Annotated in this window: 21 protein-coding genes and 1 pseudogene; 19 read left to right on the top strand and 3 right to left on the bottom strand. The window is 33.3% G+C overall.

Features of this window, described 5'->3' with window-relative positions; genetic code table 11:
- Positions 1-598 precede the first annotated feature (598 nt).
- Positions 599-1,651 (top strand): Fic family protein, encoded by a 1,053-nt coding sequence (locus tag Q0K80_RS02330; protein ID WP_294602573.1) that lies wholly within the window; start codon positions 599-601, stop codon positions 1,649-1,651.
- A gap of 1,433 nt (positions 1,652-3,084) precedes the next feature.
- On the opposite strand, the gene Q0K80_RS02325 is transcribed toward Q0K80_RS02330, so the two are convergent.
- On the bottom strand, positions 3,085-4,332 hold the full coding sequence (locus Q0K80_RS02325) for an MFS transporter (protein ID WP_294602570.1): 1,248 nt from the start codon (positions 4,330-4,332) through the stop codon (positions 3,085-3,087).
- Between the two features lie 144 nt (positions 4,333-4,476).
- Between Q0K80_RS02325 and Q0K80_RS02320 the strand changes: the two genes are divergently transcribed.
- Positions 4,477-5,319, top strand: a complete 843-nt coding sequence (locus Q0K80_RS02320; protein ID WP_294602567.1) for a helix-turn-helix domain-containing protein — start codon at positions 4,477-4,479, stop codon at positions 5,317-5,319.
- A gap of 226 nt (positions 5,320-5,545) precedes the next feature.
- Here Q0K80_RS02320 and Q0K80_RS02315 read toward each other — a convergent pair whose 3' ends face one another.
- On the bottom strand, positions 5,546-6,496 hold the full coding sequence (locus tag Q0K80_RS02315) for a LysR family transcriptional regulator (RefSeq protein WP_294602565.1): 951 nt from the start codon (positions 6,494-6,496) through the stop codon (positions 5,546-5,548).
- 71 nt (positions 6,497-6,567) lie between these two features.
- Between Q0K80_RS02315 and Q0K80_RS02310 the strand changes: the two genes are divergently transcribed.
- From Q0K80_RS02310 to Q0K80_RS02265, 10 genes are all read left to right on the top strand, one after another.
- Positions 6,568-7,491 carry a hypothetical protein gene (locus Q0K80_RS02310; protein WP_294602562.1) on the top strand — a complete coding sequence of 308 codons (924 nt, stop codon included), beginning with the start codon at positions 6,568-6,570 and terminating at the stop codon, positions 7,489-7,491.
- Entirely contained in the window at positions 7,469-7,762 is a 294-nt protein-coding gene (locus Q0K80_RS02305; RefSeq protein ID WP_294602559.1) for a hypothetical protein, read from the top strand. Before Q0K80_RS02310 ends, Q0K80_RS02305 begins: the two co-directional genes overlap by 23 nt.
- 289 nt (positions 7,763-8,051) lie before the next feature.
- The gene (gene celB, locus Q0K80_RS02300; RefSeq protein WP_294602556.1) at positions 8,052-9,356 is read left to right on the top strand and encodes a PTS cellobiose transporter subunit IIC; all 1,305 of its coding nucleotides are present in this window, start codon (positions 8,052-8,054) and stop codon (positions 9,354-9,356) included.
- A 25-nt stretch (positions 9,357-9,381) separates the two neighbouring features.
- Positions 9,382-10,098 carry a MurR/RpiR family transcriptional regulator gene (locus tag Q0K80_RS02295; protein WP_294602554.1) on the top strand — a complete coding sequence of 239 codons (717 nt, stop codon included), beginning with the start codon at positions 9,382-9,384 and terminating at the stop codon, positions 10,096-10,098.
- A gap of 452 nt (positions 10,099-10,550) precedes the next feature.
- Positions 10,551-12,041: a family 1 glycosylhydrolase gene (locus Q0K80_RS02290; protein ID WP_294602551.1), complete on the top strand. Its 1,491-nt coding sequence runs from the start codon at positions 10,551-10,553 to the stop codon at positions 12,039-12,041.
- Positions 12,042-12,306: 265 nt separating this feature from the next.
- On the top strand, positions 12,307-12,723 hold the full coding sequence (locus Q0K80_RS02285; RefSeq protein ID WP_294602549.1) for a PTS sugar transporter subunit IIA: 417 nt from the start codon (positions 12,307-12,309) through the stop codon (positions 12,721-12,723).
- A 15-nt stretch (positions 12,724-12,738) separates the two neighbouring features.
- Complete coding sequence (locus tag Q0K80_RS02280) at positions 12,739-13,209, top strand: PTS sugar transporter subunit IIB (protein ID WP_294602546.1); 471 nt, start codon at positions 12,739-12,741, stop codon at positions 13,207-13,209.
- A gap of 16 nt (positions 13,210-13,225) precedes the next feature.
- Entirely contained in the window at positions 13,226-14,008 is a 783-nt protein-coding gene (locus Q0K80_RS02275; RefSeq protein WP_294602544.1) for a PTS sugar transporter subunit IIC, read from the top strand.
- Positions 13,995-14,822 carry a PTS system mannose/fructose/sorbose family transporter subunit IID gene (locus tag Q0K80_RS02270; protein ID WP_046324018.1) on the top strand — a complete coding sequence of 276 codons (828 nt, stop codon included), beginning with the start codon at positions 13,995-13,997 and terminating at the stop codon, positions 14,820-14,822. Before Q0K80_RS02275 ends, Q0K80_RS02270 begins: the two co-directional genes overlap by 14 nt.
- Before the next feature lies 1 nt (position 14,823).
- Entirely contained in the window at positions 14,824-15,594 is a 771-nt protein-coding gene (locus Q0K80_RS02265; RefSeq protein WP_294602540.1) for a hypothetical protein, read from the top strand.
- Between the two features lie 315 nt (positions 15,595-15,909).
- Here Q0K80_RS02265 and Q0K80_RS02260 read toward each other — a convergent pair whose 3' ends face one another.
- Complete coding sequence (locus tag Q0K80_RS02260) at positions 15,910-16,983, bottom strand: SIS domain-containing protein (protein ID WP_294602537.1); 1,074 nt, start codon at positions 16,981-16,983, stop codon at positions 15,910-15,912.
- Between the two features lie 360 nt (positions 16,984-17,343).
- Here Q0K80_RS02260 and Q0K80_RS02255 point away from each other — a divergent pair, with 360 nt between their 5' ends.
- The 7 genes and pseudogenes from Q0K80_RS02255 to Q0K80_RS02225 all read left to right on the top strand — a co-directional run bounded on the left by Q0K80_RS02255 (position 17,344) and on the right by Q0K80_RS02225 (position 23,389).
- Positions 17,344-17,817, top strand: a complete 474-nt coding sequence (locus Q0K80_RS02255) for a hypothetical protein (protein ID WP_294602535.1) — start codon at positions 17,344-17,346, stop codon at positions 17,815-17,817.
- A gap of 2 nt (positions 17,818-17,819) precedes the next feature.
- Entirely contained in the window at positions 17,820-18,545 is a 726-nt protein-coding gene (locus tag Q0K80_RS02250) for a GntR family transcriptional regulator (RefSeq protein WP_294602533.1), read from the top strand.
- Between the two features lie 214 nt (positions 18,546-18,759).
- Positions 18,760-19,944: pseudogene (locus Q0K80_RS02245) on the top strand (M13 family peptidase); the annotation flags it as partial.
- 162 nt (positions 19,945-20,106) lie between these two features.
- The gene (locus tag Q0K80_RS02240; protein WP_294602600.1) at positions 20,107-20,706 is read left to right on the top strand and encodes a M13-type metalloendopeptidase; all 600 of its coding nucleotides are present in this window, start codon (positions 20,107-20,109) and stop codon (positions 20,704-20,706) included.
- A gap of 139 nt (positions 20,707-20,845) precedes the next feature.
- The gene (locus Q0K80_RS02235) at positions 20,846-21,061 is read left to right on the top strand and encodes a hypothetical protein (protein ID WP_294602531.1); all 216 of its coding nucleotides are present in this window, start codon (positions 20,846-20,848) and stop codon (positions 21,059-21,061) included.
- Positions 21,062-21,468: 407 nt separating this feature from the next.
- Positions 21,469-22,428, top strand: a complete 960-nt coding sequence (locus Q0K80_RS02230) for an amidohydrolase family protein (RefSeq protein ID WP_294602597.1) — start codon at positions 21,469-21,471, stop codon at positions 22,426-22,428.
- 16 nt (positions 22,429-22,444) lie between these two features.
- Complete coding sequence (locus tag Q0K80_RS02225) at positions 22,445-23,389, top strand: NAD(P)-dependent oxidoreductase (protein WP_294602528.1); 945 nt, start codon at positions 22,445-22,447, stop codon at positions 23,387-23,389.
- Positions 23,390-23,489 lie beyond the last annotated feature (100 nt).

Raw genomic sequence — 23,489 nt, 5'->3', positions numbered from 1 at the left:
CTTATAGCAAAAATCAGATTACTGTACATAAACAGTCTTTTTGTTAATTATTTTAATCTTTGTTTTAAAAAGGGATGTGAAAAATCATGAATTATTATAAAGCCTTTGATGCTGGAAGTAGTATATATCTGGTTGCATTTATGATTGATTATATTATAGAGCTGTTTAGTATTAACAGTTCAGGTATCAAGACTACCGCATTAGGACTGAAAATAATTACGAATATGAATGAGCATTCCTTAAACACTAATTTTTCATTAACATGGGGAATATTAATTTCGTATTTAGTATTTATCTTATTTTTTATGTCTGCCTTTTACTTTTTTAAAAAGATAAAAACCAGATGACTATATGGCAATGTGAGCTTGAATAATAGTCTTATTCAGAAGAATCATTTACTCTGATTAGCCTTGATTTATCAGCATTTCACGCAGATAAGTTAAGGCTGATTTTTTGTGTGGTAACAAATATTTTTCGGTGCAATAAACAAATTTACGGTGCAAAATAATTAAATTTTGCACTGATAAACTTTTAAATACACTGATACTTGGTATAAAATATGTGGGAAGAAACTAGTTTCTAAAGGAGACGTAATACTTTGAAAGTTTTTGATTACCAAACTTTAAATGGTTTGAAATTAACCACAAAGATAATTGAAAAACTCAATCTGATCTATGAGTTGAAAGGTAAAACGGATCATATCTCCTTAAAAGCGAAAGACATAATGAATAAGCTGTTAGTGGTCGCAAAGATTGAGAGTACAGACTCATCAAATCGAATTGAAGGAATTGCAACAAGTGACGTACGACTTAAGAAATTAATGGATCAAAAAACGACTCCGAAAAATCGCAGTGAAGAAGAAATTTCCGGCTATCGTGATGTTTTAGCTATAATCCATGACAATTATAAATATATCAAGATCACTCCTAATAATATATTGACATTACATAAGCAATTATTTAATTTTACTGAAAGCAGCTGGGGCGGTCAATTTAAGGACATTGATAATGCAATTATTACTACCTTTGCAGATGGTCATAAAGAAACTCGCTTTACTCCACCACCAGCATATATCACACCTGAATTAGTCCAAAGTTTATGTGAAACTTATAATAATGCAATTTGTGATAATTCCCTCCCACCATTAATACTAGCGGCAGCATTTATGTTGGATTTTGTATCAATTCATCCATTTAGAGATGGTAATGGCAGAATGTCACGCTTGTTAATGTTACTTGAATTACAACAATTAGGTTTCGGAGTTGGTAAGTATATTAGTTTGGAACGTTTAATTGAAAAAACTAAGGCGCAATATTACCGGACTTTGTTAGAAAGTTCAGGAAAGGCATGGATTAATAATGAAAACGATTATGGACCATATGTTGACTACTTTTTGAGTATCGTATTGCAAGCTTACCGTGAATTAGATTCACGAATTGATTTCACTAGTAATACGGAAAAGGATCCGGAATCATTGCTATTGAATAAAATTACTAATAGTTTAAAACCGCTATCTAGACAAGAACTAATGAATTTGGTACCGCAATATGGTGAAAGTACTATTAAACATGCTTTAGCTAGGTTGCGCAAAGAAGGAAAAATAGGTTTAGTAGGCAAAGGAAAAGCAAGTCGCTATATTGCAAATAACTAAAGCAGGGCAGTAAATAAATTATCGGTGCAAAATTTAATTATTTTGCACCGATAACTATAGCAACGGGCGAATTAAGAGAGTTATTTCAGATATTATCACTGACGATCTATTTCTGAAAACAGCAAGTTTATTAAAATTAATAAAATAACTAGGTAATATTAAAAATTTAATTAAACACTTATCCTAGTGAAGAATGGTTGACAACTATCTTTAGCGCTCTTTGAGTAGTTTGGATATCACGGATTCACTGGTATTTCTATTTAAGTATCTCATTTTAATATGAGCATTGATTGCTGTGCCAGACTGTGTAGAGCGTCAATCTGGAGCAGACAGATAGCTTGAGGTGCAATAGTAAGGCACTATTAGAAGTTTTATCTGATAATTTATAAGTTAAGGTATAGTTTAATGGAATATGTCATAAGCAAACTACTAGATACATCTGAATATACCAATAAAAGGCATAAGTTTTCTTTGTTCTGTAAGAAAGATGTGGTCAGTGGAATAGCATAGAAACCAAATAACTATTAATAGAATTTATTACAGGGTTATTTTATATGATACACTAAGGAAAAAATAGTTGTGCTTTTATAGTTCTGACAAAACACATCAAAGGTTAGTATCTATTAAATAAATTTGTTAGTTTATTTGAGGGCTCTATGAAAAATAAAAAACGAAAATTGCAATTTTAAGTTGAACGCTCTACTTGATCTGATAGATGCAATCTAATCTTCTTAAAATTGCAATTTTCGAACATTAATTTTTTATTTTAATTTTTTATTATTTTAATGTATACTAAATGCGTAAACGAATAGACAGGAACGACTAGTGCCATTGGCTCAGCCTGTTTTATGAAAGTCAAAAAAGATTTGGACTATATGAATAATACACATCTACAAAATTATATTTATATAGATGTCAACCTTACAGGAATTTATATCATAGCAGTTCTTTAATCATGATTAACAGAAAGTGATGAAATTATGTCTGAAATAATAGGGTACATGGCTGTTATAACCGCAATGTTTCGCCTTGCACAAATTTATAAGGATAAGCCCTTTTTTAAATTTATGAAACAGAATCGTGGGATACTCCTGCTTTCGTATTCTGTAATAACCCTCTTAGGATTTGGAATAGTACAGGGATTTGGCCGCTTATTCCCACCATTTATTACACTATTAGTAGTGTTTATGCTGCTTGGCGTTTTCTACATGCTTAGAGATCGTAAAATCAGCTAGTTTAAATTAAAATTACTAATTCTATAGCAATCGTTCCTAACTTAGTTAGTGGTGATTGCTATTTTTAATCTTCGGAATAAACTACCTTAATAAACCCTTTTTTTACTTATTTGGATGATGAAACAATGACTTGGGCAGTTTCTTCTCTTTATTGCAATTAGTATAAAGTATTTAATGAGAAAAGTTAGTTAGAAATTATTATGCAAGTTCTGCTTGTTTTATCTTGTTAACTTTTATCATTACAAGCAAAGTAGTAGTGAAAACTATGACGCTAAGTCCTAAAACGCCATAAAGTGCATAATTAACATTGATTGTTCCAGCAATAGATGTAAAAAACGTCGTCATTACTGGTCCTGCAATTGCTAAGATCGTATTTAAAAGACCTGCTGAAGATGCTAAAATTTTACGGTCTACTGAAACAACTAGCCATTGCATTAATTTAGGACTACTTGTACCAGCTAAAAACCCAAGGGTTGACATTAGGATAAGGCAAAATACAATATTTTTATTTAGAATAGCAATTGCCATAACAGCACTATTAACAGTAGATAATAAAGAAAGCTGGAAAAGTGAAACGTTCTTTAAGAGCTTAGTACCTATGGCACTACCTGAAGCTAATCCAATAGCTGCAGCAGCTCCTAAGAGTGCGATTGTGAAGCTATAGTTACCAATAAGCATACTTTTATGACCAGCGATAACAATTGAAATTAGTGGTTCTATTGAACTAAGTAAGCCATTAAGTAAGGCTACAACTAAAACGATGGTTAAGAGTCCATGTGCTTGTCGTACTTGTTTAAGTGAAGACTTGATTGTTGTAAAAAAGTTCTGATCATTAACCTCTTCTTTTTGAATGTGTTGCTTACGAACTTTCGAGCCTATATTGGCAAAAATTAATCCAGCCGCTAAGAAAGTTAATGCATTGACAATTGCTAATTCTGAGTAAGACATGAAAAGTAGGAGACCAGATCCAATAAATTGTGCAGCTAATGTAATTAACTGCGAGATACCACTGGTAAAACCTTGTGCTTCTGCCATTTCATTTTCTCCAACTAAGCCAACAATTAGGGGAGTTTGTAAGCCATCAGAATACATACCAGAAAGGTCAGATATAAAATTAAGTCCAATAACTATTAACACAAGATTCCAACCGTTAATGTTGGTTGCAAAGAGTATGCCAACTAGCATGTACAATGCAAAACGAATAATAGCAAGCCAGACAATTACACGATATTTATTATGTGTTCTGTCGGCCAAGTAACCACTAAGGCTTTGAACTAAATCTGGGAGAGATTCAGTAATAGCTATTAAAGATAATGCTAATGAATAATTTTGTAATTTGCTGGCATAGGTCATAAGAGCCAGGTAAAAAAGAATATTGCCTGCTCCAGATAACCAGCTAGCAATCGTGAATTTTCTATAATTTTTATTTTTTAAAAAGATACCCATGACTTCTGTTTCTCCTTCATCAAATATTATTTCTTCGTAATGATATTTACAGTATATTTTGACTATAATAAAAAATATAAAAGTTTCGTATTCGAAATTTTTTGTCAAATGGGAATGTTATATTGGAAATAAGAGGAGGAGTACATGACTATTGGTAACTTGTTAAAAAAATATCGCTTAAATAAAGAAAAAACGCAACGAGAATGGATAGGAAATATTGTAAGCCCTTCTTATTATTCTAAAGTAGAGAAGGGAATCCATCGTATATCTGCAGAAGACTTAATAAGTTTGTTAAATTATAATTCTGTTTCTTTAATTGATTTTTTTAGCGAATTAAATAATTCTAAGCAGAAGGGTTACAATCAAGAGCAGGAGTTAATGGATGTAATATATGATGCTTATTATCGCAATGCCAAAAATGAATTGGTAAAATTGAAAGAGATTGTTAAAGAAAGTGATTTACCTAATAAAGAAGATGATCTACTTTATCTAGATGCTTATATTGCGGATGTAAACAACGAGGATTTAAATGATAAAGAAAAGCAAGCTTTAAAAGATAAGATCTTTAGTAGACCCAATTTTGATAAATCTACGTTAGTCCTTTATTGCAATTCTATGATGTTTTATGATCTAGAAAGTAATGTGATAATTTCTAGAGGGATAATTAAACAATTTCAAGGATCAAATGATGTAAAAATTTTAGAAATGATTTTAACTGTTATTGGTAATTTATTAATCCAGTGCATTGAAGAAAAAAAGTATGATGAAACCAAATTTCTAATTAAGGCAGCAAATCAAATATCAACCAAACCAGAATTGTTCTTCTATAAAAATGCCATAGTATTACTTGAAAACATGATTAGGTATCACTATGACGCTAAGGATAAATATTTACGGATTTGTCATAAGGCAATTGAAAACTTTTCTTTATTAGGGATGCCTGAATATGGCAAAGAAATAAATAAATTTTTTGAAAAACAAAAATAAAAATATCGTATTTAAATAAAAATTGATGTAAGTCCCAAAAGTTAAACATCTTTTGGGACCCATTTTCTTAGCCAGTTATGAGATTAATCTTTTGGACTAACCTATAACTGAGTTAGTAGTCTTTAAAGCTGCTGCCTGAAATTCAGAGAAAAAGTCTTGGTTGCAAGGTTTCTTTTTTTACATTTACATTATGGCCAAGTCATTTAAGTAAAATAGGTATTTGAATCTACAGCTTGTTATTTTTGACGAAATTAATGAAAGAACGCAATTCAGGTGAATGGTTGTCTTTACGGTAGACAAGCTTCATATTATAACTTTGATCTACTTTTTCGGAAGCAAAAGGTTTCCAAACTATATTAGGGTCTGCCACTAGAAACTTCTGTACTAGTTTGTCAAGCATATAAGTAATACCCTTATTTAGAGAGCAATCAATCATAAGATTTTCAATAGAATAGTAATTTTTTATGTGAAAGTTACTTACCTTAGCTTTCAATGTTGAATAGAATGTTTCTTCAAAATAATCGGTTTTTTCGCTATTATAAAATAGTAAATTTTCTTTGCTTAATTCTTTTTCAGTAATTATTTCTTTTTTACATAAAGGATTTAATTTGCTAACCCCTAATTTCATTTGTCCACGAAAAATACTGATAAAGCTAAATAAATTACGATTAATAAAGTTATATGTACCATATTCGTTGATATATCCTAGATCTATGTTTCGTAAGGTTAAATCGGCTAGAATCCGTTCAATATTTTCTTCGTTAGGTAAAAAAGTGATATGAAGATGTCCCTTTGCTTGTTGATAAGTGAGTATTTGATCGCGCATTAAAACTCCATCAAACATTGAGTAATAGCCTATTTTTAAGTTAAAAAGATCATTGTTTTGCAGTTCATGCAGGTTACTAATAGTTTGGTTCATTTTTCGCAAATATTCTTGTACTTCGTCAGCAAAAACTATTCCTGCTCTAGTTAAAGAGATACTGTTGCTTTTACGTAAGAATAATGTAACGCCCAATTCTTTTTCAAGTTTATTAATTTTACGTGAAATTATTCGTTGTGTGGAATAGTTTTGCTCGGCTACCCTGTCAAAACTACCTTCTTTTGTCACTTTAATAAATAATTGTAATTGTTCAAAATCCATTTTAATCCGACGCTTTCTGACAGTGTGACGACACATTTACACCTCCATTATATTGTGATTACTTGATAATATGAAACTATAAATTATTTAACATGGAGGTTTTAAGTATGCAAGAAAAATTCCAATCACTTTATGAGCCAATTAAGTTGCCAAATGGTCTTGAATTGCCCAATAGGTTTGTTGTTGCACCAATGTCAATTGAAGGTGCCGATAAAAATGGTGCTCCAACAATGGAAGATGTTAACTTTTGGAAGAGAAGAGCTGATACGGCGGCACTTTTAATTACAGGTGAAACTAGCATTAGTCTTTATGGCATGACTTCCGAACATCAACTGGGACTTTTTGATTCGAATTTAGATGCATTTAAAAAAATAACTGCAGCTATGAAGTCTAAAGGCAATAAAGCAATTGTCCAGATGTTTCATGGTGGTTTTAAGGCACAAACTTCTTACGAAAAATTAGGTTCGGCTTATGGTCCCTCTGTTTTGGATACTGACATTTTAGGCTATCCTTTGACAGAATTAACAGATGAACAGATTCAGTTAATTATCAAGCAATTTGGTCACGCGACAGAACTAGCTATTGAAGCGGGCTTTGATGGTATTGAATTGTCAGCGAATTTTTATTTATTATATTCTTTCTTCTCGCGGTACTATAATAAACGTCAAGATAAATGGGGAGCTGCCAGTTTAGCAACGCGTTCAGCACTTGACTTAGCAGTCTTAGATGAAATGATTAAAATTATTAAAGCAGAAGCACCAAAAGATTTTATTCTTGGAGTTAGATTTAGGCCAGAAGATTATGTAGTCACTAGAAATATGTCGAAATCTGATGGTGGTGAAGTTAACCACACTCTTGATGATACGATTTATTTAATGCATGAAATGATGAAACGGCCGATTGATTATATTCACTCAATGGGTTGGGGTGGAGCTGGTGCCTATAAGAAACTTGAAAAGATTGGTGATCAACATCGTCAAGTAACTGGTACTATGAAAAAAGAAATTGATGGTAAGGTATTTAATTGTTAACGGTGGAATAGTAAATGCTGAAGATATGCTTGATTCTTTAAATTATGGAGATATGTTTTCCTTTGCCTCTTTAGCAGTAGTAGAACCTGATGTTAAAAATAAGATTGCTCAAGGACAAGACTTGAGTTTAAAAATTGGCGAAGATGCATGTTTGCCTAAATTACTTTCTTATCGTGCTGATTCATTTGTTTCTGCTAATCCTAAAATTGCTGAAGCTAATCCGGAATTAACTGGTAATACTGATGTGTCTAGTGGCGCCTCACAAGCATAAGTAAAGAACAATTTGTTTTAGTTTTAATTATATGAATTAAAACTTGAAAAATAGAAATTAGAGTCAATTTTTTAAAATTATTATTGTAAACCTGTTATGCAAGCAAAAATGGACTGTATAACAGGTTTTTTACTTATAACTTAAGTTAAAAAGTGAGTAATACATAATGAAAATGGTATATTCTTGAAACATGTTTCATAAAAATATTGACTTTTTGAAACAAAATGTTTATATTTTATATGTAAACGATTGCATAATCGCTTTTAAACTAGAAGTAGGAGTGAAGAAAATGTCTGAGAAAAAAGAAAGTAATTTTCTTAACGAAAAATTGATTCCTTTTTTTAACAAAATATCTAGTGCCAGACACATGGTTGCGCTGCGTGATGGAATGACAGCTGCTGTACCAATGATCATTATTGGTTCAATTTTTATGATTATTGGTCAGTTTCCTGTTAAAGGCTATTTGGACTTTATGGCCAGTATTTTTGGCCCCAATTGGTCCAATGTTGTGCAGTATATTACCAATGCGTCATTTCATATTATGGGGCTAGTGGCTGTAGCCGGTATTTCATATAGTTTAGCCAGAAGCTATAAAGATATTGATCCATTTTCAGCAATGATTGTGGCAATAGGAGCTTTTATCTTAACTATTCCAATGCAGGTAGGGAAAGATGGCGGATTACTAATCCCTCTGAATCAATTTGATTCATCAGGTTTGTTTACTGCATTATTAGTTGGGTTATTTGTCACTGACTTGTATGTTTGGCTGATGCATAAAAATTTGGTGTTTAAAATGCCAGATTCTGTTCCACCAGCTGTAAGCAATTCATTTGCGGCACTATTTCCGGGAGCAATCTCATTATTTGTAGTTTGGTTAATCAGAATTGGGGTTGAAGCGACTCCAATGAAGAGCATTCCTAATGTGATTACTTTCTTCTTACAGGCACCAATGAGTAAAGTAACCAATACTTTAGGCGGAGCAATCGTAATCGAATTAGTAGTATGTATACTCTGGTTCTTTGGTATTCATGGTGCTAACGCGATTTCCGGTGTTATTGACCCAGTATTATATGCTGCATTGAGCGTGAACTACACAGCTTTTAAGGCTAATAAGCCTCTTCCCAATATCATTACCAAAACATTTTTTGATAACTTTGTCCGGATAGGTGGATGTGGCGCTACGCTCGGTTTTGTAATTTTAATGGTTTTTGTTGCTAAAGATCAGGAAATGAAAGCACTTGGAAAGCTTTCTATCGGTCCAGCTATTTTTAACATTAATGAGCCGGTAGTCTTTGGTGTACCTATTGTATTAAATTACCGTATAATTATTCCGTTTATTTTAGCCCCAATGGCCAATATTATTGCAACATACACAGCAATGAAAATGGGTTGGGTCGCCAAAACAATCGGGATATATCCGCCTTGGACAACACCACCAATTTTATCCGGAATTCTTTCTACGGGACATATTTCCGGTGGAGTGATGCAACTGTTTAATATCATAATGGATACCTTGATATATTATGGCTTCTTTAAGAGTATGGATAATGCTAAACTAAAAGTTGAAAAAGAAATGGAGCAGACAAAAGCTTAAATTAAATCTAAACTGAGGAATAACGATGCGTACAAAGCAGAAACTGACAGCAACACAATTGCAAATATACAATTATATTGTAGCTAATAAAAAAGAAGTAAAAGATATTACTTTACGTGAGTTAGCTGGTATTCTGTCTGTTTCACCTGCTTCTGTAGTACGGACCATAAAAGCTTTAGGCTATAAGCATTATTACGATTTGCAAAATGAAATTAAGGAAGAGCTAAATAGAAATAAAGTAGTTGATGACATTACTTATCAGGCACAATATTATTTCTCGCAAGATTTTTTGACCGATTATGATCAAAAGATTGCTGCTTTTAAAAAGATTGCCAGCAAGACGACAGACTTTATCTTTTTTGGAATAGGCTCTTCCGGTGACTTATGTGAATACGGTGCCCGCCAGTTTGTTAATAATGGGCGCAATGCCTTTGCAATTGGCGATCCCTATTATCCAGTGGAGCTAAGCCGGGATTTATTTCATGGTAAAACCGTTATTGTACTATCAGTAAGTGGTGAGGGTCAACCGACTATTGACCAGGTAAAAAATTTTCGGCAATTAGGTGCGACAATTGTCAGTATTACTAATAATGAAAATAATACAATTGCACATTTGTCGGATTTAAATTTTGCTTATCATCTGGAATTTAAAATTATCGGTCAAACTATTAATTTAACCACCCAAGTTCCAGTTGTATATTTGCTTGAACGCTTATCGCGGGCACTGCAAGATAATAAATAAAAATTACTAAAATATTTAAGTCCCAAAAGTTAAACAGCTTTTGGGGCTTTTTATGATTAAATTGTCTAAACAAAAACTCTTACTATGGTATATGTCAGTGGAAACAATTTTTTCGAGATAGTAAGAATTAGATATTAGCTAACAGCTAGAAAACTACCTGATTTTAGGTTTCACACCATCAGTACCCAAGTATTTTTTAGTAACATTGCCATTTTTTGCATAATCTTCATTATAATTAGAGTGATGCGAGAAGTTAGTATAATTCAAAAATAGTAATGGCAAACTTGAAGTAGCCACTAAAAGTATTAAATTCTACGCTGGAATAATTATTATTGACTTAATTGGCTTAATTTTATGGGTATTGGTATCCTTTCTTTAAGGCTTATGATAAGCAATTATATGAGAAGGAAAAGAAAGCTTCTTAAGATTAAATATAGAAATGAGGTATAAAAATGAGTTTTAAGAAAGATTTTTTATGGGGTGGCGCGACTGCCGCTAACCAATATGAAGGAGCTTTTGATGTTGACGGTAAAGGACTTAGTGCTGCAGATGTGATCACACAGGGTTCCTATGAAAATCCTAGAAAAATAACATGGAAAAACCCTAAGACTGGGGAAACAGGATATGTGCCTTTAAGCATGGATGTTGATAAGATGAACTTTCCTGAGAATTCTGTGCCAGCTGTTCTTGATGGGTATTACTATCCTAGTCATAAAGCAACTGATTTTTATCATCATTATCGAGAAGATATCAAGTTAATGGCTGAAATGGGATTTAAATGCTTTAGAATGTCTATCAACTGGACAAGAATTTTTCCTAATGGCGATGATGAAGAGCCTAATGAAAAGGGACTAAAATTCTATCAATCTGTTTTTGAAGAACTGCAAAAGTACCATATTGAGCCGCTAGTAACTTTGTCACACTATGAAATGCCACTAAATTTAACGATTAAATATGGTGGTTGGAATAATAGAAAATTAATATACCTGTTTACTAGATATGCTGAAACGGTAATGAAGCGTTATAAAAGTCTAGTTAAATATTGGTTGACATTTAATGAAATTAACGCCTTAAATTTTTCAGGTTATATGGCAGGTGGAATTTTAAATCCAACTTCTCAAGATATTGCTCAAGCTGCTCATAACCAGTTTGTAGCAAGTGCCTTAACTGTAAAGGCTGGTCATGAAATAGATCCTTATAATAAAGTTGGTCAAATGCTCGCTTTCGCAGCAGAGTATCCGTATACTTGTGATCCTGCAGACCAGATAAAAGTTATGAATGATATGCACAGCTTTCTGTTTTATTCTGATGTGCAAACTGGTGGCAGGTATCCTGAATATAAGATTGAAGAATATAAAAGAAATGGTATAAAGCTTGATGATTGTCCAGAAGACTATGATTTACTGAAAGAATATTCAGCCGACTTTTTAAGTTTTTCCTGCTATTCTTCATCTACAACTACAGTTCATAAGGATCAAGCTGCTACAGCTGGTGGCAATTTCGCAGCAGGTGTTAAAAATCCCTACTTAAAGAGTAGTGAGTGGGGCTGGCCAACCGACCCTTACGTATTGCGCTATGCTCTTAACGTATTGTGGGATCGTTATCATAAACCGCTTTGGATTGTTGAAAATGGTTTGGGAGCGCGTGATCAAGTCACTGAAGATGGCAAGATTCATGATCCGTATCGAATTGATTACTTACAAAGTAATATTAAATCTATGAAAGAAGCTGTTGATATAGATGGAATTGACCTTATGGGTTATGAAATGTGGGGCTGTATTGACTTGGTTTCTGCTGGCACGGGTGAGATGTCTAAAAGATATGGTTTCGTTTATGTAGACCGGGATGATCAAGGAAATGGTAGTTTGAAACGTATCCCGAAGGATTCTTTTTACTGGTATAAAAAGGTCATCGCTTCTAACGGTGAAGATTTATCTAATTAATCGTACTCTTGTAAGAAAGCAACTGATTCAGTAAATTTTAGGTTGAAAGTTGGTTTTAACTACATTAAAAAGCTCTATTTTTAAAAAATAGGGCTTTTTTTGTGTGCAATTATATAGCAGTTATCCTTATATTAATTGGTTTGAAAATTGGTTCTATTTTAAGTGTGATTTACTAAATTGGTTACATTTGTTATTGATATAAAGCGTTTTCAATAATAGAATTTGGTTGATAGAAAAAAAAGCTGATTAAAGGGGGAGATTATTATTGCAAGTAATTTTAGCAAGTCATTCTCAAATGGCAAAAGGTTTAAAGCAAACCGTTGAATTGATTATGGGTAAACAGTCCAATTTGCATGCAAATGCCGCTTACGAAGATGAACAAGAATCTTTAAAAAAGCAGATTGCTGAACAAATAACACCCAATTCCCATGACCTGTATCTTTTTCTAACCGACATTATTGGGGGAAGTGTTAATACTACAATCGCACAAATGATTGAAGACAAAGAAAATATGTTTTTAGTAACGGGTATGAATTTACCTTTAGTACTAGCGGTTTTAACCGCTAAACTGGACAACTGTTCTTCTGACCAGGTAGCTAATAAATTAGAGGAGTACTGTGAAGAGGCACGTAAGGAACTTAAAGTTGTCCGTATAACTGCCCAAGAAGCAGAAGATTTCTAAAGAGGTGGTATTTAAATGATAAAAATGTTACGTGTTGATTATCGTTTAGTTCATGGTCAAGTTGCTTTTGCCTGGACTAATTTTTTATCAGCAGATGCGATTTTGTTGGCAAACGATGATGTTGCTAAAGATGATTTTCGTAAAAGAGTGTTAAATTTAGCCAAGCCTAATGGTGTCAAATTAATTTTTAAAAGTATTGCAGATTCTCTCAAAGCAATCAAAAGTGGAGTTACCGAAAAATACAAAGTCTTTATTGTGGTAGAGAACATTCAAGATGCATACGAGATGGCGAAAGGGACAGACGAAATTAAGCTAATTGATATTGGACTGGTGGCTGATCGAGAAAATACTAAAAATATTGCCAAATCTGTTTATGTTAATGAAAAAGAAATACAGCAATTGACTGAATTAGAAAATAAGGGTGTTGAGGTTGTAGTTAAACAAGCGCCTACTGATCGTGATGTTCAATTCTCTTCACTAGTTTAAAAAGGAGTGATGACAAATGGTAGGACAAGTAATAGGAATATTCTTTATTTCTTTAGTCGCTAATTCGCAGTACTTTCTTGGTACCAGTTTTATTGGCAGACCGATTGTAACCGGTATGTTTGTCGGATTATTATTTGGAAACCTCAAAGAAGGCCTGTTAATGGGAGCAGCTTCTGAATTAATCTTTATGGGATTAATGGGAATTGGAGCAAGTGTCCCTCCGGATGAAGTTATTGGCGGTATTCTAGGTACGGCTTTTGCCTTAAAAAACGGATTAGGTGTCAGTGCTGCGATAACTTTAGTATTGCCAATAGCATCTTTAAGTTTAATCGTTAAAAATATACTATATGTTTTGGTTTTTCCAGCAATGACTCACCGTGCAGATCATTTAGCGGATGAAGGCAAAATAACTAGAGCTGGAAATATGCACTTATGGATGTGCTTTTTACAAATTGCAGTGTTAACAATAGTGACTACTCTTGCTTTTGCAGTCGGAAGCAATGCTGTAGGCAATTTAATAAAAATGATTCCCAAGGCAGTAACCGATGGCTTAACCATTGCAACATATATTCTTCCAGCTATTGGCTTTGGGATGTTAATTAATATGACATATTCTAAAAAAGTTGCTCCATTTTTCTTTTTAGGATTTGTCTGTGCTGCATATTTAAAATTAAATACTATTGCTACAGCTATTATTGGTGCAATTTGTGCGGCAATAATGTACATCATCTTTGTTGAAATCAAAAGCAATAGTGAAAAGACAGCAGCTAAAGGGGATGAAATTTATGACGACTTCTAATCAAAGTGAAGGCAAAAAGCTGAGTAAAAAAGATTTAAGGGGTATTTTTTGGCGAACACTTCCAATGGAAGCTTCGTTTAACTATGAACGAATGATGAGTGCGGCTTTTGCCTATTCAATGACGGGAGTAATTAAAAAATTATATTCCGATCCAGAAGACCAAAAAGCTGCGATGAAAAGACATTTGGAATTTTTTAATTGTACTTCAGCAATGTCACCGTTTATTGTTGGTGTCGCAGCATCAATGGAAGAAAAGAAGGCTAACGACCCCAGCTTTGATGTTTCTTCAATCAATTCCATGAAAGCAGGTTTAATGGGGCCACTTTCCGGAATTGGTGATTCAATTTTCTGGGGCAGCTTAAGAATAATTGCAGCTGGTATCGGAGTTTCTTTAGCAAAACAGGGTAGTGTATTAGGTCCTATTTTATTTATTTTAATTTATAACATTCCGAACATGTTAGTGCGATATTTCGGTACAATGTGGGGTTATAAGCTAGGTGTATCACTGGTTGATAGGATGAAATCGGACCTGATGGACAACATTACTTATGCAATTAATATTTTAGGTAATACTGTTATTGGTAGTATGGTTGCATCAATGGTCGTCATTAAGATACCTTTAAAAATTTCTAGTGGTAAAGGTGCACCAACTGTCCAGTCCATTCTTGATTCTATTTTACCTGCATTATTGCCATTACTTCTGACATTCTTTATTGCTCATCTTTTAAAGAAGAAGGTAAATGTATTATATCTTTTATTAATAATTTTAGTTGTAAGTATTTTAGGTGCAATGTTTGGCTTTTTAGGAGTTTAAGATGCCCGAAAGCTCTAAACTAGAAAAAAGACTCTTTGAGATTTTGCTAATTCATTTTCGTTTTGTATACTATCGTAAACAACAATCTAAGTTAGTTAACTGGATATCACAACAGTTCTTTACGGATTATGAAAAGAAGCAAAAAGGTTTTTTCTTGACTAAAGCCGAAAATAAAAAATTATTGATTGTTAATTGTTCTGCACCGACCAAGTCTTTTATTGGAAAAAGAAGTTTTAAGATCAATCATTGGCTGAAAATACCAAAAATTATGACAATATTGCAATTTTTATCTTTATTGCTGTTAATAATTCTTATCTTCATAAGCAGCTATCTTTGGTACAGTGGGCAGTTGTTTCAATTATGTATCAGTTTAATTATCTGTGGAATTTTATCTATAATTGCAATTGGTCTGCCACAGTTTAAGTGCTTTTCACATATAGCGACATTAACTACTGCGATTATGATTGCTCAAAATAGTCAAATGGACCTGCTTTTCTTGAAAGAAGAGATGGTGGAATTGCCACATAAATTAATTGCTAATAGATACAGTAAGATTGTGTGGTTGAGAGATATTTACAATGGTGAGCAGCTATTATCAACTAAAAATAAAGTTGATAATAGTGTTGAAGAAATGATGTTTGCTGCGGATAAGACCCAGGATAACCAATTTGTGGTTAGAAATGTTAATCGTTACGGGAATGAAGTAGTTCCCAAATCATTAATAGTTTCTTTACAGCAATTAGAACGGCTATCTAAAGAGATAATGATTTAGATAGAAATAAGTTTTTAAATCTTAGATGCTGCTAATTAGGCTTTGAAGTTTAATTAGCAGCATTTTTTGTAGATTGTGACACATAAAAACATAGATAGAGTCTAAAGATAATCATTTAAAGAAGCCAAATAAAGTATGTAAGTTATGAAACTGTAAGGCTAGCAAGAAAGATTAGAGAACTAGCTTTAAAAGAATTTTTAAGTAGTATTTTAAAGTAAAAAAGACCTGTTTCTCAAACGTAAGAAACAGGTCTATATTTAAAAACAATAATTATAATAGCCGTACCTAAAATAAAATGTAAGACTTTTTAATTATTTAAAAATGAGCAAAACTATGTGCCTTTAACGGATACTTAGAAGTATCATAGCCAATTGCTTCACAGTTGCGTGAGGCAATAATTTGGAACGGTATAATGAGATTAAATGGTGATAGTTCATCATTATGTAATGAGGGAACTTTAAGAATTTTAGCACCAGAATCAAAGGCAATATTTTGGTCAGTGATAATAAAGATATGTTTAGTTATTTGTTTAAGAAATTCAATATATTTATTTGCTAAGGATTTTTCTGGTCCGTTGGCAATAATTAAAAAGATATATTGATCTGCATCAAAGGCCATCTCATAACCATGAATCAGTTCTCCGAATTCATGCACGCTTAAAGGAGCATGGAAAGTTTCATATAATTTCAAATAGGCTTCCATTGCTGTTGCGTAATTATAACCATATCCCGCAATAGCTCCTTTTCTCATAGTAACCAATTCGTTTTTATGTTGTTGATAGAATTTTTCTGCAGTGTTCAGAGTTGTAGGTAGTTTAGTAATATCTTCTTTAGTTTGAGTTAAAAAGTCCTGGTATTTTGCTTCATTGAGTTTGTTTTGTGCCAATCCCAGTCGTAAAGCTAAGACTAACCCCAACATAATTGTAGAAGTATACCCCCGAGTCTCTACGGGAATACCTTCATCACCTGTATTTAAGTAAATAACGTTATCTGCTTCTTGAGCTATTTTACTTTTAGTTTCTTCTGAAATAGCAACAGTATTAAAATTAAGACTGTTTGCCTTTCGTATTGCATCCAGTGTGGAACTTGATGTACCAGATTGAGAAATTCCTATTAATAAGGTTTCATCCGGCTTGAAGTATAACGAAGGTACAAAATAATGAGTAAAGTTATCAGGTATAACTGCTTGTGTATCCAAAGTAGTAAACTTGTTAAAATACATTGAAATTAAAGTAGAAGCATGAAAGCTAGTACCTGAACCGGTGAAATATACTTTTTTAATGTCCTTCTGTTGTACGAGCTTAATCAGACTATCAGCAATGGTCCCCTCAGTATCCAGAATTTTTTGCAGCCTTTCAGGTTGGTTATAAATATTGTCAATAATTTTCATTTTAAAACCTCTTTTAATTTGTACTATAAAATTAAGAAATATTTAGTTCAAAAAAATGATAGAAGAAACAAGCTGTAAATTTATAATATTTCTTAATTAACTAGATTTTATATTTGATTTTTGAAGTAAACAATCAAAAATAGACCACATTTGGAAATACCAGCAAAATGCAAACCAATTTTAGAACCAATTAAATAAAATTAGTTAACTTATATATTAATAGAGATAAATAATTCCTTGAGTGCTAGAATAAATTTAAGTTTAAAGTGCAACATTAAGGATTTAACAATAATGCAAACCAATTTCATTAGAAGCTTAAGACGCTTATTTATATTTATTCAAGATAAGTGGTGATAAAAATTGATTACTAATAAATTAAAAAATTATTTAACACCTCAGGAACGAGAAATAAGTTCAGAATGGCAAATTCAGTTACTTAGTTCAGAAGTGATTGAACAAAGTGATTTCTGGGATGATCTTTTTATGAATGAAGTGGGTTCAATATTGCGACGGCTTTTTTTGTTAAAGTATCAAAACGATCCATTTTCTCTGATTAAATCCTTTATACCGCAAAGGTTAGTTAGAAATAAGCCTAAACAGAGTAATGATATATCCAAGCAGAATCTGGAATTAGATATAGACTATATCAATAAGGCGGATAGAATTAAGAAAAATATTCTTTTAACTTGGCCCACTTCAGAAGAATGTCGGCTTTTGTTATTGAAGCAGGAAGCACAGGTCTTTGTTGAAAAGAATTATATTTTGTGTGATAAAAATATTATTAGGTATGAAGAAGAAATTATTATTCCAGATAAAATTGAGTATGAAGATTAAAAATGACTAGTTTTTTATATACTGCAGCTAAAGAAAAAATTATCTCTTTAATTGAAAGTAATGAGATTTCTATGGATCAGAGATTACCTTCTGAAAGAGCTTTGGCTCAAAAATTAGGGTTTACACGAATGACAATTAAAAAAGCGCTGAATAGTTTAGTTGATGATCACGTTTTAATTCGTCATCCCGGAGATGGCACCTATCTTTTACACGGCAAACATTCAGGAAGAATTGATGCTGGTGATGATGCTCCCTGGTCATTAACTCAGACTATAAAAATAAAAGGGGGAGTTCCTAACAGTGAAATAAAATCATTTAAATTAGTTTATGATGTTCCGATGCTAACTAAAATATTTCCTGATTTCACAGAATTTTATGAGCTAATTAGAATAAGAAAATTTGATGATATCGTTTTTTCGATTCAGAAAGCATATATACCTTTTAGGCTATTTGAAGATGCTCACCGTTATGACTTTAGTAAAATATCATTATATGATTATCTGAGCTACAAAAATATGCGTCCTGCTCTTTTCCACAGAAAAATTAGAACTTGTCCTGTAACTAGTGACTCGCTTTTCAAAAATTTTAACGTTGGACCAAGTAAATTAGTTTTAAGTGTGGAATACTTGGGTTATACGAAACCCGATTGTTTAGTTGAGTATACTCAATCTTATTTTGATTCCAATCAGGTTGATTTCAAAGTCGAAATTCCATACTCTTTTAAATAAATGCTAGTAATTCATACTAGAAAAGTTAAAATCATCTCTTTAGTAATCTATTGGTTACAGTAGAAATATTAGAAGAACGGCAATTTTACACGCGCTGTAACTTTTATACTTTTTAATAAAAAGCTTAAAATATCGAATACGACATTTTTTATTTGCCTTGCTTTGTTAATATACCATTATGATAATAAAAAAATTAAAAGCAAGGAGAAAATAAATGACTAAATTTAATATTCGAGGTGGCTTTGGCGATTCTTCTAAGCCTGATGTAAATGCTCGTGAACAAGATAACCTTTACTTGGCTGTAAACTCAAAATGGTTAAAGGACAATCCTGTCCCTGCAGGTGAATCATCGATTAATGGTTTTGACATAGCAGAACAGCAAACACGCAAACACCTTTTAAAAGACTTTTCTGCTTTTGTTGCTGGTAAAAAACCAGTTCCTCAAGTTAAGAACTTTAACAAAGCAGTTGAATTTTACCGTGTAGCTGAAGATGAAGAAAAAAGGGCTGCTGACGGTGCTGCTTCAATTAAGGAAGACTTGACTTTTTTAACCGGTTTCAACGATTTAGCAGATGTCAATAAGAACTTGGCGAATTTGTTGCTAGCTGACAACTTGCCCTTTAAATTTGAAGTGGAACCAGATTTCAAAGATGCACAGTTGAATATTGTCACTTTTTACCGGCAAAATTTGATTTTGTCCGATACCAGTTATTATGGTAATGAAAAAACTGCTAACTTGCTTGATGTTTGGCAAAAGTAAACCATTAACTTGCTGGTAATGAGTGGTATTAAGCAGGATGAAGCTGAACAATACGCCACAGGAGCAGTTAAATTGGATCAGCGTTTGGCGCAGGTTTATCAATCAGCAGAATATAATTCAGAGATTGAAAATATCTATCATCCAATGAGTGTGACAGAATTTGAAAGCCAGAGTAAAAATATTCATTTAGCTGCTTTGCTGAAAGAAACCGGACTTGAAGTTGCTAAGAAAGTTAATGTTACTGAACCAGGTTATTTAGATAAATTTGATGAATTGTTTAATGAAGAACATTTCTCTGAATTAAAGGGTTGGCTAATCGGGTATTTTATTAATCAAGCTGCTCAATATTTATCACGTGAATTTAGAGAAGCAATACTGCCACTAAGAAAAGCAATGTACGGCATAGATTCTTTAGTTACAGACGAGCGCTTTGCTTATGATGAGACGGTCAGACTATTTGGTGATGTCATTGGCCAATATTATGGCGAAAAATACTTGGGTGCTGAAGCCAAAGCTGATGCTACTAAAATCGTTAAGAATATGATTGCAGTTTACCAAGATCATTTAAAAAAGAATACTTGGCTGTCAGATACCACTAAGAAAAAGGCATTAAAGAAGCTCGATACTTTAGTCTTAAAAATCGGCTATCCAGAGCATGTTCAAGGGTTTTATGACAAATTCAAAGTAACTCCAGCTTTAGAGGGTGGCAGCTTATATAGTAATGTTAAAGAAAATAGCCAAATTAAGCTTAAGGATAACTTTGTAAATATCAACAGACCCATTGACCGCACACTTTGGGAAATGTCAGCGATAGAAGCTAATGCTTGTTATGAACCATTGAGTAATGATATTACTTTCCCGGCACTTTTACTGCAAAAGCCTTTTTATGATTTACAGCAAGATCGAGCAGCTAATTATGGTGGCTTTGGTACAGTGGTAGGACACGAGATTTCACATGCGTTTGATAATAACGGCGCACAATTTGATGAATTGGGTAATATGAAGAACTGGTGGACTGACGAAGACTATGCTGAGTTTAATAAAAGGGTCAAAGCTGAGATTAAGCTGTTTGACGGTGTTGAAGTTGGTACGAGCAAGATTAACGGTAAATTGACAGTTTCAGAAAATATCGGTGATCAGGGCGGCTTGACAGTAGCTGTTGCAGCTAACAAGCAAGAAGGTGGAGACGCTAAAGCTTTGTTTGAAAACTACGCGCGGTTTTGGGGAACAAATGCCAAACCTGAGTTATGGGAACTGGCCGCTGCCTTAGATGTTCATGCTTTTCCTCAGGCTAGAGTAAATGTACAGGCACAATGTCAAGAGGAATTCTATCAAGCTTTTAATGTTAAAGAAGGAGATGGTATGTGGCTTGATCCGGATAAACGAGTACAAGTCTGGTAAAAAGTTGCAAAAATTTAATACTATAAATTAAGTATTTTTTAAGAAAATCAGCTCCTGCTTTGTGCTAAAACAGATATAGGTCCAACACGTGATGCTAGAAAAATAGTAAAAATAATTTTTTAGGCAGGAGAAAATAATAATGAAAAATATTCAAAGACTAACTATTATATTGGCGATTATTTTGTGGCTTGTTGTGATTGGTATTTTTGCAGTTGCTATCTCTAACAATCAGTTGTGGAGTATGGGTCCGGTTATTGCATATAACCGACCGCAAAACGCTCTTGGCTGGTTAATTGTAGCTGCTATTGCGGCAACAGCGGTCAGTGTAATTTTAAAACTGACAAGGGATAAGTAAGATAAAAAGGGAATGTTGTGCCATTAAAATTGCCCTAAATAAATATGCGACCAGAAAAGGAAAGCTGCTGGTTTTATTTTTGAACCAGCTCATAGAAACCTAGTGCACAAAAGAATACGAATGATCATAATAAACGTTCACAAATTATTTCTTTGGAATATTTTATTATATTAAACGGAAACAACCCTTAAGAAGTTGCCGCTGCAATAATCAAAATGACAGACAATAGATAAGACAGATACCTGACATGTATTAAATACTGTCAGGTATTTTTGCTCACTTAATATAGATGAAGTATAATGGCTTCTTATATTAATATTATGTTGCGTCTTTGGCATTTAGATAATTACATTATTTAAATTTATTGCGTTAAAGAATAACTGTAAGGAGATAATTACAATGAAAAAATTGATGGGCATTTTCACTTGGTGCACTCAATTGCAGGCTTATCCGGTCAAGGGCGAATGACACCTTTAGGAAATGGCAAGGCAATATGGGATAATGGTACTTTTCTCAAGCTAATCCCTAATGGCTGGGGTGATCATGATTTTACGGCGGAATCTGCTTTAAAAGTAATGCAGAAAAATGAAGTAGAAAAAGCAGTTTTACTGCAAGGCAGCTTATATGGCTTTCAAAATTACTATTCTTATCAAGCTGTTAAAAAGTACCCTGAGAAATTTATTGCGGCATTTTCAGTGGACCCATTTGCAGATGATGCAATGAAAATTGTTAGGCGTCATGTGGAAGATTTGGGTTTCAGAGCAATTAAATTTGAAATTAGTCAGGGCGGTGGCTTACAAGGCTACCATCAACCATTTCGTTTGGATACTGCACCTGAATTAGACAAACTTTTTCACTTTTTTGCGGATTATCCTGGATTTGTGATCGCTGTTGATTATGGTAATTATAGGCAAATTAGCTATGAACCAGAAGCAATTGTTAACTTGGCAAAACGATATCCCAAACTGGATTTTGTTGTTTGCCATCTGTCTTTTCCCAATGCCGACCATTTGAATCGCTTGGAAAATGCTTTAGAACAATGGCAACCGTATCCTAATATCACTACGGAAATTTCAGCGATTCAAGATATTGAAAATGAAACTGATTTTCCGTTTCCACGTTGCCAAAAAGATGTTGCACTAGCCAAAAAGATTCTGGGGGCTAAAAGGATTTTTTGGGGCACAGATTCCCCGTTGTCATCAACTTTTAATTCGTACCATAATTTAGCAACTTGGCTGGCAGCTACTAATATTTTCACTGAGGCAGAATTAGAAGATGTCATGTATAATAATGCTAACCGCATTTATTTTAAGCCGCAAAATGTGCAGGCAATGCGTGATAGCGCAGATCCTGTTTTAAAAAAATGATAAGAGGCCCTAGAAAATGAAAGAGACAAAAGTTTTGGTAACTGGAATTGTTCCAGATGCAGGTCTAACGGAGTTAAAAAAGAATTTCACAGTAACTTGTAAACCAGAAGCAGCTGGTAGAGCTTGGGTTTTAGCGCATTTAGCTGAATACGATGGGTTGATACTTACTGGAATGAAAGGCGATCGGGAACTGATTGATGCCGGCACTAATTTAAAAATTATTACCGCTAATGGCGTTGGCTTTGATCACATTGATATTGATTATGCAAAGCAAAAAGGAATTGTTGTGGCCAATTGTCCTAAAAGTGTTCTCATTCCCACTGCTGAAATGACATTTGCCTTACTTTTAGCAACCGTAAGACGCCTGCACTTTTATGACAAAACAATTCGCCAAGGAAAATGGGTTAATGTTTCTCAGCCGGAAAATATGGGAACAGGACTCCAGGGAAAGACGCTGGGTATTTATGGTATGGGTCGTATTGGTTCTGAGGTAGCAAAGTATGCCCAAGTTTTTGGCATGAAAGTTATTTACCATAATAGACATCGTTTAAGTTCTGCAGAGGAAGCAAAAAAGAATGTTCATTATGTAGATTTTGCTACTTTAGTTAAAACAGCTGATGTAATCACTCTGCATGCTCCTGCTACAGCAGGCGTTTTCAACGCCCAAGTTTTTAAACAAATGAAAAATACAGCTTATATTATCAATGTTGCCCGGGGTAAATTGATTAAACAAAATGATTTAATTGCCGCATTGCAAAACGGTGATATTGCGGGAGCAGGTTTAGATGTCTATGAAACTGAACCCAAAGTGCCACAAGCACTCTGCAAATTAGACAATGTAATTTTGTCACCTCACGCGGGTTCTGGCACCCTGGCTGCACGCATAAATATCACTACTGAGGCCTCACAAAATCTCATTTCATATTTAAGGGATCACAAGCCATTAAACCAAGTTAATTAGCACAAAATAAGTATGAATAAAAACCAAGTTTTGCTTGGCTTTTTTCTTTTACCGTAATATAATATGAAGCTAACTACATGAAGCATACTTCATATTAATA

Origin of the sequence: uncultured Lactobacillus sp., assembly GCF_945290125.1 — a bacterium.
GTDB classification, from domain to species: Bacteria; Bacillota; Bacilli; order Lactobacillales; family Lactobacillaceae; genus Lactobacillus; species Lactobacillus rizhaonensis.
This window is presented reverse-complemented; position numbering and strand designations above follow the sequence as displayed.